The following is a 13,859-nucleotide window of genomic DNA, read 5'->3' as shown; positions in this document are numbered from 1 at the left end:
GATCACGGCTCAACTGTACTCACTCGTTAATGAGCGCTCTGGGACTTATTCCGTTCAAGCCTGAGTATCAAACCGGACTTCAACGTCATTTGATAATGATCGCCCTGGCGCAGCCCCAGGTGAGTCCTGGAGTCTTGCCTGCCAATCAGGGAAAGACCGTCGGGTTCGGTGAACCAACGCACCGGTTCATCCCCCAACCAGTGGCCCAGGCAATCGGTTTGCCCACCCAAGGTCTGGTCCAACTTGAGTTCGACGAGGCAACTGTTGGACGGTTTGTCCTGCATCGCCTGGGTTTGCGCATTGTCCTGCGGGCTCGACAAAACGGCCTGCCACTGACCGGCCAACTGCGAGGGTTCAACTAACAACAGGCTGCGCGCCATGGCGTTTTCTCCACAAAACATCATCAGCGTAGCGAATAACCCGGCGATTGCCTGGACGCTACTGGGCATGAATTTTCTACGCATAGCTTTCATCCTGGCGGGGATCCCGCAGGAGCATCCGCCCCCACGGGACATGGACATCAGGCCACGATATCCGAGACCGCTGCCTGGCCCACGGTGCTGACCAGGAAATCCGCCACGCCTTGCCCGGAGAAATCCACCGACAGCAGGCTGTTGCCGCCCGATGTCGACAACACCGCATCGCCCGCCGCACCGGTGAACGCGCTCACAAAGTGCAGGCCTGCGCCCTTGGTGATACCGGTCAGGTCGATCTTGTCCAGGCCGCTGACGAAATCGAGGATCTGGTCCGTCGCCCCCGGCCGCGAATCGGAACTGGCGGCGAACACGAAGGTGTCCGAACCCGAACCGCCCCAGAGTTTGTCTGCACCACCGGCGCCCCAGAGGATATCGTTGCCAGCACCGCCCTTGAGCTCGTTGGCCACCGCGTTGCCGATCAGCAGATCGCTGCCCGAGCCGCCGATGGCGTTTTCGATGACTGCACCCTTGGCGATGGACACGTTGCCCACCATACCGCCAACGTCGGAGAACGAGGCGTCATTGAGATTGATTTTCTGGTTCTGGGTGAAGCCGGAGAAATCCAGGGTGTCGCGGCCGCCGGCGTCCCATACCGAAAACACCACTTTGTCCGACGACGAAGACGCGCTGAGAAAATCGCGCCCGGTGTTGGAGTTGAAACCGTAGGTCGAATCGCCGGTACGGGTCGTGGTGTTGGCACCGTAGAGTTTCTGGATGGCCGCGATGTCATCCATCAGCGGACCGGAGGCATAGGCTTCGACGCCGCCCTTGCTGAAGTTCTGGCTGGTATTGCTTTCGCTCCAGTAGCTCATGACGCTGTAGCCACGGGTGTCCTGGCCATACGTGGCGTCATCGTAGGTCGGGCTGCCTTCGCCAGCGTTGTAGTCGCCTGGGTGGGCCAGGCCGAGGGTATGACCGATTTCGTGGGTCAGGGTCTGGCGGCCGTAGTTGTTCAAGTCCGGGGTTTTGTTCTGGGTGTAGCTGCTGTTGATCAGGTACCAGGAGGTCCCGTCATAGCCGGCACCAGTGCCCGGCAGATAAGCGAACGCCGCCGCGCCATCCTGGCCGCCGCTGTAGTTGCCGAAGGTCATGTGAGCGTCGCCACCGCTGGCTTTTTCGGTGAAGGTGACATTGGCCACGTCCGCCCAGGATTGCATGGCCAGGGCGGCCTGGCCTTTCTGCTGCGCGCTGAACTGGCTGAAGCCGCTGATCCCATGCTTGTTCATGGTGCTGGAAGAGGCGGAAGTCAGGAAGGTGTAGGTCAGCTCGATCTTGCCGCTGCCGTCCCGGTCCTGGTAAGCCGCGCCGTCTCGCAGCAATTGAGTGGCCGCCTCGTCGACGGAGTATGACGGTTTGCCGTTGACGGTCAGGTTACCACCGCGGTCGTATTGGTGGCTGAAACTATTGATCTGGTTGAAAGCATTACTGGGTGCCGCCAATGATTGCGGCGCCCAGAGGAGTTGTTCGGCAGAATCAATAGCACTGCTTTTGACTTTCGACATAAACACACTTCCTTGTTTGCTAATGGAACAGTTTTAGTCAGACAGACGATCTCTGGCGAGATCGTCCTATCACTCGCCCAATGAGGACGTAAGAAACCTGACACAATTGGAAATCAAACGTCTAGTCATTTTTTTCGTTCAATTTCACGCCCTGCCCCTTAACGCCAATAAACAATAGGTTTCTCCCTGCTTAGTGCGCATGCTCAACTGTCCGAGTTGCGGATTGTCAGACAAAATTCTATTTAAATATTAAATAACGATAACTAGCCAATTGCGGACGGCGTCGCACTTTCGCCAACTAAGTGCCAGCGAAATGCTATTAATTAATATCTACTAAACCTTAACGGTTTTACGCGCGCATACTTCCCGCAGGCAGCCCCGAAGCCAGCGATGCACAGGATCGGCGTCCATCCGCGGATGCCAGAGCATGGCGATCGTGAATTCAGGCACCGGAAACGGCAGCACAAAACTGTGCAGGCCGACCCGCAGGCTCGCGGTGTAGCGTTCAGGCACGCTGGCAATCAGCTCGCTTGAGCGGGCCAACCCCAGCGCCGAGGAAAAACCTGGCACGGTGGTGACGATTTCCCGAGACAGGTTCAATACCGCCAAGGCCTGGTCGATGAGGCCATGATCCAGGCCGCGCATGGAGACGCCCACATGCCCGCCCGCCGCATAACCCGCAGCGCTCACCGCCGCCTGGCTCAACGGGTGCCCCGCACGCACAACACCAATCAAGCGGTCGCTGAACAACGCCTGGGTACGCAGCTCCGGACTGGTGTCCTTGTCCACGACGGCGGTCTCCAGGTCCACGGTACCTTCGCGAAGCGCCGTGCTGTCCCGATCGGTCTTTTCCACGAAACGCAGCCGCACGCCGGGGGCTTGCTCGCGGATGCGGCTGATCAGGTCGATGGCAAAGTTTTCCACGAACCCCTCACGGGTTCGCAACGTGAAGGTACGGTTCAAGCGTCCAAGATCCGGTGTCGTCACTGGCCGCAGCACGGCCTGGGCCTGCTGTACCAAGTCGCTGACCTGTTCGCGCAACGCCAACGCACGAGGTGTCGGCACCAGCCCTCGCCCGGCCCGCACCAACAGTGGGTCGCCGGTGGTTTCACGCAGCCTTGCCAGCGCCCGGCTCATGGCCGACGGGCTGAGCCGCAAGCGCCGGGCGGCCCGGGCCACGCTGCCTTCCGAGAGCAACACGTCGAGGGTGACGAGCAAATTGAGGTCGGGCGAGGACATAGTTGGATCTCGCAGAGATGGCGTTTGGTGCAGCTATAACATGCAAATGCTGCGTCTTCCGCCATGTTATGCCCAGGCGTAACGTTCTGACAGCTCCGTTTCGAGCGCCACGGATACAGGTAACCCCATGAGACCCGTCAATACGCAACAAAACCGGCAGACAACCGCGCCCGCACACCGACACCTGTCACCTCGTTGGGCCCTGGCCAGCCTTGCGCTTTCGACGCTGCTCGCGTCCCTTGGCGCCAGCGTGGCCGCGGTGGCCCTGCCCACGCTGGCCCAGGCACTCGATGCCTCCTTCCAGCAAGTGCAATGGGTAGTGCTGGCTTATCTGCTGGCAATCACCACGCTGATTGTCAGTGTCGGCCGCTTGGGGGACCTGATGGGCCGGCGCAAGCTGCTATTGGGCGGTATCGTCCTGTTCACCCTGGCCTCGGCGGTATGCGGCCTGGCGCCCTCGCTTTGGTGGCTGATTACAGGTCGGGCGCTGCAAGGCTTGGGAGCCGCGATCATGATGACGCTGACCCTGGCCCTGGTCGGTGAAACGGTCGCCCAGGAAAAAACCGGCAGCGCCATGGGGTTGCTGGCAACGCTGTCGGCGGTGGGCACGGCCCTTGGACCGTCCTTTGGCGGCATGTTGATCGGCGGGTTCGGCTGGCAGGCCTTGTTCCTGGTCAATCTCCCCCTCGGCCTGCTGACGCTGGGGCTGGCGTGGTACTCGCTGCCGGTGCGGCAAGTGCCACCGAAAACCGAAGGAAAACGCTTCGATGTAACCGGGACATTGCTGTTGGCGATAACGCTTGCCGCCTATGCCCTGGCCATGACCTCCGGGCGCGGGAGTTTTGGCGGGTTGAATGTCGCCCTGCTGCTGATCGCGCTCCTGAGCGGCGGGCTGTTCATTCGGGCCCAGTCCCGGGCGGTGTCGCCGCTGATTCCCTTGGTCGTCTTTCGCGACCGGTTGCTGGTCTCTGGCCTGGCGACCAGCGCCCTGGTCGCGACGGTCATGATGGCGACGCTGCTGGTCGGGCCATTTTACTTGTCCATCGCCCTCGGACTGCCTGCAGCCCTCGTCGGACTGGTGCTGGCGGCCGGGCCAGCCGTCGCGGCGCTGGCGGGAGTCCCTGCCGGTCACCTGGCGGATCGCTTCGGCGTAATACCCATGCGACTCGCCGGCCTGGCGACCATGGCCCTCGGCTGCCTGATGCTGTCACTGGTTCCCCCTGCCCTTGGTATTTTCGGTTACATCATGGCCATCGTGGTGACGACCCTGGGCTACGCGTTCTTCCAGACGGCCAACAACACGGCAGTCATGGCCGATGTGGCGGCCCAGAGCCGAGGCGTCATCGCCGGGCTGCTGAACCTGTCGCGCAACCTGGGGTTCTTCACCGGAGCTTGCGTGCTTGGCGCCGTGTTTGCGACTGCGGTAGCGACGAATGACATCTCCCGTGCCGGTGCGGAGGCAGTGACGAAGGGTCTGCACACGACCTTCGCCGTCGCCCTGGCGATGGTAGCCCTGGCCCTGGGCATCGCCTGGAAATGCCGCGTACCAGAGCCATTACCCGAGCCCCGGGACAACCCTGGCCAAGCGTGATGGCATTCTGAACATTGCCGCTTAAGTCGTGATCCAGATCAAAAAAAATGAACCAATCGCAAAACGGACTGAAAAAATCCACATGAGGTTCATTTTCAGGTGCTATTTTTAGTTCTCACTGGTAGAGCCATGATGGCTCTTCCTTCCTGACCTGAGCAAAAGGAAGCGCTCGATTGAAGAAGGCGGGCAACACATGAATAAAGGTTCTTTCAGCAAGGTTACGTTCCCCAACGCTTGCCAGTTGATGCGCTGGCACTTCCATCCCATGGGCTTCGAAGCGAGCATGGATGCGCCTGGCAGTATGGTTGCCCGGCTGTTTGACCGTGCCAGCGGCGAGACCATGATCGCCATTGCGGGCATTCCCTGCGCGACCGTGATGAATGCGCCGGATGTGGAACGAATAATCGAGGCGGTAGAGGCCGAGCTGGAAGCCTTTGTGCCACCGGTGGGGTTGCGGCGGTTTGCTTCCTGACAGGGAAATACTGGTAGCTTGAGCATACGTGAAGGCGGCGCCTCCCATTTTTTATGGAAGGTGCCGTTTTTTTTGGATGGATTGGTACATATCTGTTACCGAAGAAACGGATATACACACCATACCCATACCTGGAAACAGCCCCCTTATCCTTTACGACGATGGTCAGCAAAAAAGGCCTTGTCCGCAGCAACACGATCCGAAGCCTTGGGCCCATTGGCCGCCTGGCCATCCTGCCCATCGACATACCAGTAGCAATGCTGCACCGCACGAGTGATCCCCACATACGCCAAACGCAGGATCTCGTCCTTTTGCGCCGTGTCGTAAGGTTCGGCATCTCCATCCTGGCCCAGCCCAGCCATTCGATAGACCTGGTTCTTGTAGGGAGAACTGCTCAAGTGCTGACAGTCACCCAACAGGAACACCGCATCGGCCTGCAGCCCCTTGGCACTGTGGTAAGTCATTTGCCGGATCCGTCGTGCATCGTACGGCAAGCTAGAATCCACATTAACTATTGGTTGAATATGCTTTTCTATCAATAATTTATCGCTACTTTTTCGATACAACATCAAGATCGAATCGCCCTTGCGATAGTGCTCTTCCAGCCGCAGCGCCAGCCCTTCGTCGTCTCGATCCAGCACGTTGACCGGACTCAGCGAGCGAGCCCTGCCGCTGGCCTTGGCTTTTTTGCCAGGAATAGCCGCAGCGGCGCGCACGATGTGTTCAGCCGCGTCGATGATGTGCTGGTGGCTGCGATAGTTGTCGGTGAGCATGACCCGGGTCGTCGTCGGCGACGGGAATTGCTTGTTGAACGCCATGAAATAGCTCGGTGAACTGCCGCGCCAGCCGTAGATCGATTGCCAATCGTCCCCGACACACAACAAGGAAGAACGCTGGGCGCCACGCCCCACGTGCATCGCTGCACCACGACGGCGGATTTCCCGAAGACTGGCTCGAAGCCAGGAGACGATCTGCGGTGACACGTCCTGGAACTCGTCGATCATCAGGTGCGAAAGCGGCCTGAGCAACGCATCGCCCAGCAACTTGAAATTTTCCGGCGAGTGCTCGCTGAACAGCGCGAACATACGGTTATAGGTCATGACCGGCGGGGATTGATCGAGCAGATGATCTTCGAACGCCCGCCAGTAGCGACTCAACGCCTCGAAGAAATACCGATCGGGGTCGTCCTGGGCGAAGGACATCCGGCCCACGGCATCCGGGACGTCCAGGCCAAGGTTCTCGATAAAGCCTGCCGCCGCGACAAAACAGTCCAGCAATGGCGCTGAACCCAACTCGCCCTTGACCTTGTAATCGAATCCCGGCCCTGCGCTGGCATCGCCGGCCATCGAAGCCAATACACGCTTTGAAGCCTCATAACTTTCAAGCCATATCAGTGGCTTACGGCAGAAAGCTTGAAACAGGGTTCGCTTTACCGCCCATTCTGCACGGATGCTCAACTTGGCGCCTGGACGACTGAGGCGTGCGTCTTCCCGCGGATCGAACCCCAGTATCACCCAGGCATCCAGGGAGGGTGCGTAGCCATGGCAGTGGAACGTCGACCCATTGATCTCAAACGTTTGTCGCTTCGGCTCGATACCCTTGATCGGCCAGGCACCGGCGCGAAACCACAGGTCTTCGATGGCGTCACACAATTCTTCGTCGCGCTGGGCTGCCAGCTCGGTCACCGCGACCCGTTTCTGCACATCCGGATGATCACGCTCCAGCTCCTTGAGTTGCAGGGCGTGGCGGGACAACGGCTGGATCAGCTCACGAAAACGCGCGTCCCGTTGATAAAGGTTGTAGTAACAGGCGTTGAGCTGCTGGCGTTGGGCGTCGTTGATGCGTAAATCGAACGGATTGCCCTGGGCATCATCGTCACCCGCTTCGGCACGATGACTCAGGGTCTCGAAGGCCTGGAGCCGTTCGAACCCGGGCAGGCTGCGGACCATAGGCAAGATACGTGAATGGAACGTACGCACCAGATCACGGGCTTCCTTGAGGCTGACGGTTCGTCCCCACAGGCCAAACACTTCGATCAGTTTCTGGATGAAATCCTTGCGCGATTCCCGGGTAAACGTCACCACGGTCATCGAGTCCAGTTCAAAACCCAGGTAATGAGACAACAGCACAATGCGCAGCACCAGGGTCGTGGACTTGCCCGCACCGGCCCCGGCGACCACCGAGGTCGATGGCGTGTCGCTGAAAATCATCTTCCATTGCGCGGCACTTGGTTGCGCGTGCGCCGGCAGCAATCGGGCGACATCCGACTTGATTCGCTTCTTCAGCTCGGCGGTTAGCGGCAGGTGCCAGTCATCGAACAGCAAGTCATCGACCTGCGGTGCCGGATGCTCCGTGCTGCGAGAATCACGGATCAACAGGACCTGACGCCCCTCCTCAAGCCCTTCGGCCCGGCCCTCCTTGTAGCCATAGTCAAAACCGGCGGTATGACCGCTGCGAAAGCCGTCGGCCTGGCCATGCAACCAGGATGCTCGATGCTGGGCGCGCAGGCGCGTCAGCCCATGGCCGAAGAATCGGGCGGCCAGGCGCTTGAACAGCGGCATCTGGGCCAGGGATAAAAGCTCGGGGGGAAGATCGGGAGTGTGTTGCGCCACGCTGGGAACTCCGGTGTTCATGAACCATGACGGCTATGGTGTCTGTATTTGCCGCCAGGTGCCACCCAAAAGCTTTTAAGTCATGGGTTTAGGTGATGAAGTGAAAGTGAGCTCGCGATTTTATATCTAAATAAACGATGGTTTTGACGCGCTTTTTAAGCTTTTTATCGATGATTTCCTTGGCGAAAATAGCCCCATCAACCATCGTTTTCGCACTCAGCGGAAAAGGACACGAACATGCTCGAACTCAGGCCCTTCGCCACCTTGGGCGCCGCCAATCACGGCTGGCTGGATGCCCACCACCATTTTTCGTTCGCCGAGTACTACGACCCACAGCGCATGCACTGGGGCAACTTGCGGGTCTGGAACGATGATGTCATCGCCCCCGGCAGCGGTTTTCCTCGACACCCGCACCGGGACATGGAAATCATCACCTATGTGCGTGAAGGCGCGATCACCCACCAGGACAATCTGGGCAACCAGGGCCGTACAGAGGCTGGTGATGTGCAGGTCATGAGCGCAGGCACCGGGATTGCCCACAGCGAGTACAACCTGGAATCGACGGCCACGCGTATTTTCCAGATATGGATCATTCCTAATGAGGAAGGCCTGGCACCGTCCTGGGGCGCCAAGCCATTTCCCAAGGATTCGCGTGAAGGCTTCGTGACCTTGGCCAGTGGCAAGGCCGGCGATGACCAAAGCCTGCGCATTCGCGCCGACGCGCGCCTGGTAGCGGCCAATCTCAAGGCGGGTGAAAGTGCCGAATATCGACTGGACGCCGCACGTCGGGCCTATCTGGTGCCGGCCACTGGATTGATAGAAATCAATGGGTTGCGCGCAAAAGCTCGAGACGGTGTTGCGATTGAAGACGAGCAGGTGTTGCAGGTGACCGCCATCGAAGACAGCGAAATCGTTCTCGTAGACCTCGCCTAACCTGCGCGGCCGCTCTTGTGGTTAGGGAGCTAGCTCCCTAGCCACAAGCCCACATCACTTGCTGGCTATAGCCCCATCCACCAACGTTTGCGCCTCATCCACCAATTGCTTGAGGTGCGCATCGCCAATGAAGCTTTCGGCGTAGATCTTGTAGATATCCTCGGTCCCGGATGGGCGCGCCGCGAACCAGCCGTTTTCGGTCATGACTTTCAAACCGCCAATGGCCTGGTCATTGCCCGGCGCATGACTGAGGATATTCTGGATCTTCTCCCCGGCCAGTTCGGTGGAAGCCACCTGATCGGGCGATAGCTTGCTCAACAGCGCCTTCTGCTGCGGGCTGGCCTTGGCATCGACGCGTACCGAGAACGGTTCGCCCAGCTCATCGGTCAGGGCGCGGTAGGCCTGGCTCGGGTCGCGACCGGTGCGCGCGGTCATTTCAGCGGCCAGCAACGCCGGGATCAAGCCATCTTTGTCGGTACTCCAGACGCCGCCATCCTTGCGCAGGAACGAAGCCCCGGCGCTTTCTTCGCCGCCGAAGCCCAGGGAGCCATCGAATAGCCCGTCGGCAAACCACTTGAAGCCCACCGGCACTTCGTAGAGACGACGACCCAGGCGCTTGGCCACACGATCGATCAGGCCGCTGCTGACCACCGTCTTGCCCACGGCGGCATCGGCGCGCCATTGCGGGCGATTCTGGAACAGGTAGTCGATGGACACCGCCAGGTAATTGTTCGGCGCCAACAGGCCGCCGGACGGCGTCACGATGCCATGGCGGTCATGGTCCGGATCGCAGGCGAAGGCCACGTCGAAGCGCTCCTTCAGACCAATCAACCCTTGCATCGCATGGCTGGAGGACGGGTCCATACGGATCTGTCCGTCCCAGTCGACGGTCATGAAGCGGAAAGTGGAATCCACGTGGGTGTTCACCACTTCCAGGTCCAGGCGGTAGTGCTCGGCAATGGCCGGCCAATAGCGCACGCCTGCGCCACCCAACGGATCGACGCCCAGGTGCAGCCCGGCGGAGCGAATGGCATCGAAATCAATGACATTGATCAGGTCCGCCACGTACGTGTTGACGTAGTCGTGACGGTGGGTGGTGTCGGCCTTCAGGGCTTGCTCGTAACTGACGCGCTTGACGCCGGCGAGCTGGTTGGCCAGCAGTTCATTGGCCTTGGCTTCGATCCATTTGGTGATGTGGGTGTCGGCCGGGCCGCCGTTGGTAGGGTTGTACTTGTAGCCGCCACTTTGCGGCGGGTTGTGGGACGGCGTGATGACGATACCGTCCGCAAGGCCCGAGGTGCGGCCACGGTTGTAGCAGAGAATGGCGTGGGAAACCGCCGGTGTCGGGGTGTATTCATCACCTTCGGCGATCATGACGGTCACACCGTTGGCCGCGAACACTTCCAGCGCGCTGGCACCGGCCGGGGTCGACAGCGCGTGGGTGTCGATACCGACGAACAATGGCCCGTTAATGCCCTGGGCCTCGCGGTACAGGCAGATCGCTTGGCTGATTGCCAACACGTGCCACTCGTTGAAGCCCAGGTCAAAGGAACTGCCACGGTGACCGGAGGTGCCAAAAGCCACACGCTGGGTCGCAACCGAAGCATCGGGCCGGCCGGTGTAATAGGCCGTCACCAGTCGCGGGATATCGATCAGCAACTCTGCCGGTGCCGGCTTGCCCGCAAATGGACTGACTGTCATGCAAAACCTCTGAGTGGAATGGCTCGGGAAATGGGGTGCAGTTTACTGACAGTTCGACCATGGCGCGATGGGTTCGATCCATCGCCGCCGATTACGATTGTTCGAGCCTCAGGGCATCTGCCAGCGCGCAGAGCGCAGCGTCCATGTCCTGCGGCCCATTCAGGGCATGAGTCAGGCGCATATGTTGCCCATACAGGCCCTGAAGGCTGAACAGCTCCCCTGGCGCGATGACGATGCGCTGGGCAAGCAGCCGATGGAAAACCCTGCGCAAGTCGACCCGTCGCGTCGACTGCATCCAGATTGTCGCGCCACCTTGGGGCTCTGCCCATTGCAGGCTGTCCCCCAGCCGCTCGCGCAGCAATTGCGTGGTCGAAGTTGCACTTTCGCGTAGCAAGCGCCGCAAGACCAGCAAGTGCTGGTCGATCCGACCATTGCTGTACAGTCGGGCGATGGCTTTCTGGCGAATCGGCGACAAACGAAACGCGCGCAGCAGGAAATGTCGCTGCAGGTGCAGGGTCAACTGGCGCGACAACACGTAGCCATACGGCGCCTCCGGACCGATGGTTTTCTCGAACGTCGAATAGACGATCAGCCGATCCGGGTCGAGCAAGTCTCGAAAAGGTGTAACCCTAGCCTCGAACACCAGGTCTGTATGGCTATCGTTCTCCAGCACCCAAGTGCCATGCCGCTCCAGCAGATGAGCGATGGCGCGACGGTTTTCTTCAGGAACGAACGTGCCCCTGGGCATGTTCAAGACTGAAGACAGCACCACCAGGCGTACCGTTTCGCTCAGCAGCAGGTGTTCCAGCTGCTCGATATTGATTTCCCCGCCAGCCAGTAGCGGCAATTCGATGACGTGGACCTCCGCCGCCTGCAGCAGGCGCAGCACTGTCCAATCGCAGGGTGATTCGATCAGCACCACGGCGCCCCTGAGGGCCAGCACTGCGATCAGGATCTCCAGGGCGCCCCGCAGGTCGGCGCCAATATAGACGTCATCGGCATTCCAGCAACGGGCCGGTGAGGAGGTATAGCGGGCAGCCAGCGCGTTGCGAAGCTCCAGCTCGCCCCAGGGTTGCGAAGGCGCCTGCGGTGAGCGTGGGTACTGGCGCAGCAATTCGCGCTCGAGCAACAACAACGGGCTGTCCAATGGCTGCATCGACGCCGGTTCATCCGCACTGAGCACCTGCATACCTGGCCGTCGGGCGTTGACGTACAGGGTCTCGAGTAAATCGTCACCGCCGTCCAGGGTCGTCATGCTGGGCGCGGGTAGTGCGTAGTAACCGGACTTGGCGATCGAATAGACCCGCCCTTCCTTCTCCAGCAGCGAATACGCGTACTGGATGGTCGATATCGACACGTTCAGACGTTCGGAAAGTTGCCGCAGCGACGGCAGACGAACCCGCGCATCCACCTCCAGCTCGTTGATCAGCGTGGTCAGGTATCGATAAACCGCCTGGTAGGCGAAGTCCGTCTCCCGGCAGCCTTTCATCGGCTCAGGCCGGGAGCGCAGGTCGTGGCCAGTCCTGTCGTAACGCAGGGGGCAACGACTTGGAACGAGGTAGATGAGTCAGTCAAACCTCGTTCCTCAATGCCTTGCCGAGCGTTCGTGCCGCTCATCGACGGCCGGTTCGGCTTCTGCAGTGTCTACGTCGTCAATGGCCTGCTGAAGATCGTCGCTCGGGGTAATTTCCGGTTGTTCCGGCAGGGAGGCACTCGCCCGGTACAGTTTGCCAAGGATGTCGATGGGCAGGCCGCTGACATCGACCATCCACTGCGCTATCTGATCGGCGACGGTCGCGCCCTGCATGGCCTTGTGCAGGTCCGGCATCGCTACCAGCATGCCGGGATGGCAGCAACGCAGAAAGTGCTCAAGGCCAGTGCCCTGTCCCACGAAGGGAGCGAACAGCATGCACACCAATTGCGTTTCGCTGAGCCCCAGGATCTTTTGCGCCTCGAGAGCGGCGTAGGCACGACGCTCGGGAATCGACGACGGAGAGCCGAACAGCGCCCGAGCCTGTTCGCAGGCGTGCTCCGGCAGTTGCTTGCGATGCATGATCATGATCGCCCGTTGCACGTAGTCCCCGTAGCCCGTTTCATAGCTGCGACCTTGCAGATAGCAGGCCTGCAGGCCATGCAAATGAGCCGATAGCAGCGGGCTGAGATACTCGTTTTCAGGCGCTGATGGGACAAGACCTTCGGTCTGCACCCGCAGGAACTCGTTGAAGAGCGGCCAGTTGGTCCCCTCCGAACGATCGACGATCAGGTCGTCGATGCCGACGTGGCCCACTCGCCGGCAGGCCTCGAAATGGCCCTCGGGCCGCCACGCATCGAGGCGATCCGGACCATAGAAATGCCGGTAGACATCACCGCCCAGGGTGTCGAGATGGGCAAAGAGGTTGTCGAAACCGCAGGGGTGGTCGGTCAGCAGGCCGATCTTGCGGGTGGCGCGGCGCAGGCCCGATATGAATTGTTTTTGCTGGCGCGGCGTATCGCTGCTGACCAACGAATCCACGCCAGACTCCCAGCGGGCCATGTGCCGGTAGAACTCGGCCATCGCCAGGTAGCCGTCATCGCCAATCTCCAGGGGGCTGTCGGCCGTACGAAGGTGTCCCAGGACCAGCAGGTCCATGCGATTGGCTTCGTGCCCCGCCACCGACAAGGGCTGCCGGTGATTGAACGGCAACACCTCGCGGTTATCCGCCATCAGCAATTCGACCCGGGGGTCATCGTAGACAAACAGCGCGCTGTAGCAGCGGTGGATGTTTTCCAGCGTCGCCTGGGTGGTCTCGCTCAGGCGTGGCGTGGCAACGCGCAAGGCGAAGGTCACTGGATGCCGCCCGGCGATGCTCAGCTGTGCTGCTCGCAAGGCGGTCAGCACATAAAAACTCTCCCTGCTCCCGTTCTGGACCGTCAACACCCGATAATCGCCAATCCGGTCGATGCCTCCGGCGGCGACAATTAAACGCTGGATCAAAAGCTGCAACGCGGTACGTTCTGCCCGGGAATAAAAACCCGACAGTCGTTGCAATATCTGTTGATACACGTGAGTCATTGCCTGCTCATGAATTGCACTCATAGCCATTTACCTGGAAATTCAACTATCGGCGTCGCACCCGCACCAACGTGACTGCGCGACGTGTTGGTCTAGATGGGTTGTTCTAGTACTCAAAGAGTATTAGCAATACGCTCAAGCATCGCTTGTCGTAATTATTTGACACATATGCCGGGAGTCGGCCTTCGCCCTTTCTGGTCTCCGCCGGGAGCCTTTAAAAACGGGGCTCTTGCCGGCTGGCCGGGGCGTCCTAGGAGAATTCCGACAACGTCCCACAGATA

The 13,859-nt window shown here is 60.2% G+C and carries 10 protein-coding genes; 3 read left to right on the top strand and 7 right to left on the bottom strand.

What is annotated here, in order from left to right:
* Positions 1-26: 26 nt before the first annotated feature.
* From DTP52_RS15010 to DTP52_RS15000, 3 genes are all read right to left on the bottom strand, one after another.
* On the bottom strand, positions 27-449 hold the full coding sequence (locus DTP52_RS15010) for an AprI/Inh family metalloprotease inhibitor (RefSeq protein WP_109754271.1): 423 nt from the start codon (positions 447-449) through the stop codon (positions 27-29).
* A gap of 71 nt (positions 450-520) precedes the next feature.
* On the bottom strand, positions 521-1,978 hold the full coding sequence (locus tag DTP52_RS15005; RefSeq protein ID WP_109754048.1) for a serralysin family metalloprotease: 1,458 nt from the start codon (positions 1,976-1,978) through the stop codon (positions 521-523).
* A 333-nt stretch (positions 1,979-2,311) separates the two neighbouring features.
* Entirely contained in the window at positions 2,312-3,217 is a 906-nt protein-coding gene (locus tag DTP52_RS15000; RefSeq protein WP_109754047.1) for a LysR family transcriptional regulator, read from the bottom strand.
* 127 nt (positions 3,218-3,344) lie between these two features.
* Between DTP52_RS15000 and DTP52_RS14995 the strand changes: the two genes are divergently transcribed.
* Together DTP52_RS14995 and DTP52_RS14990 are read left to right on the top strand one after the other, a co-directional pair.
* Entirely contained in the window at positions 3,345-4,808 is a 1,464-nt protein-coding gene (locus DTP52_RS14995; RefSeq protein ID WP_109754046.1) for an MFS transporter, read from the top strand.
* 193 nt (positions 4,809-5,001) lie between these two features.
* Positions 5,002-5,280, top strand: coding sequence for a DUF1652 domain-containing protein (locus DTP52_RS14990; RefSeq protein ID WP_003201764.1), 279 nt, complete (start codon positions 5,002-5,004; stop codon positions 5,278-5,280).
* Between the two features lie 146 nt (positions 5,281-5,426).
* Here the strand turns inward: DTP52_RS14990 and DTP52_RS14985 are convergent, their stop codons facing one another.
* Complete coding sequence (locus tag DTP52_RS14985) at positions 5,427-7,892, bottom strand: UvrD-helicase domain-containing protein (RefSeq protein WP_109754045.1); 2,466 nt, start codon at positions 7,890-7,892, stop codon at positions 5,427-5,429.
* A 237-nt stretch (positions 7,893-8,129) separates the two neighbouring features.
* Here DTP52_RS14985 and DTP52_RS14980 point away from each other — a divergent pair, with 237 nt between their 5' ends.
* Entirely contained in the window at positions 8,130-8,825 is a 696-nt protein-coding gene (locus tag DTP52_RS14980) for a pirin family protein (protein WP_109754044.1), read from the top strand.
* Positions 8,826-8,879: 54 nt separating this feature from the next.
* Here DTP52_RS14980 and pgm read toward each other — a convergent pair whose 3' ends face one another.
* From pgm to DTP52_RS14965, 3 genes are all read right to left on the bottom strand, one after another.
* Positions 8,880-10,526: a phosphoglucomutase (alpha-D-glucose-1,6-bisphosphate-dependent) gene (gene pgm / locus DTP52_RS14975; RefSeq protein WP_109754043.1), complete on the bottom strand. Its 1,647-nt coding sequence runs from the start codon at positions 10,524-10,526 to the stop codon at positions 8,880-8,882.
* A gap of 91 nt (positions 10,527-10,617) precedes the next feature.
* Entirely contained in the window at positions 10,618-12,015 is a 1,398-nt protein-coding gene (locus DTP52_RS14970) for a PLP-dependent aminotransferase family protein (protein ID WP_109754042.1), read from the bottom strand.
* A 96-nt stretch (positions 12,016-12,111) separates the two neighbouring features.
* Positions 12,112-13,602 (bottom strand): hypothetical protein, encoded by a 1,491-nt coding sequence (locus DTP52_RS14965; protein ID WP_109754041.1) that lies wholly within the window; start codon positions 13,600-13,602, stop codon positions 12,112-12,114.
* Positions 13,603-13,859 lie beyond the last annotated feature (257 nt).

It is taken from the genome of Pseudomonas sp. 43mfcvi1.1, from assembly GCF_900115935.1.
Lineage (GTDB): Bacteria > Pseudomonadota > Gammaproteobacteria > Pseudomonadales > Pseudomonadaceae > Aquipseudomonas > Aquipseudomonas bijieensis.
The sequence above is the reverse complement of the archived record's forward strand: the minus strand, read 5'-3'. Positions and strand labels throughout refer to the sequence as shown.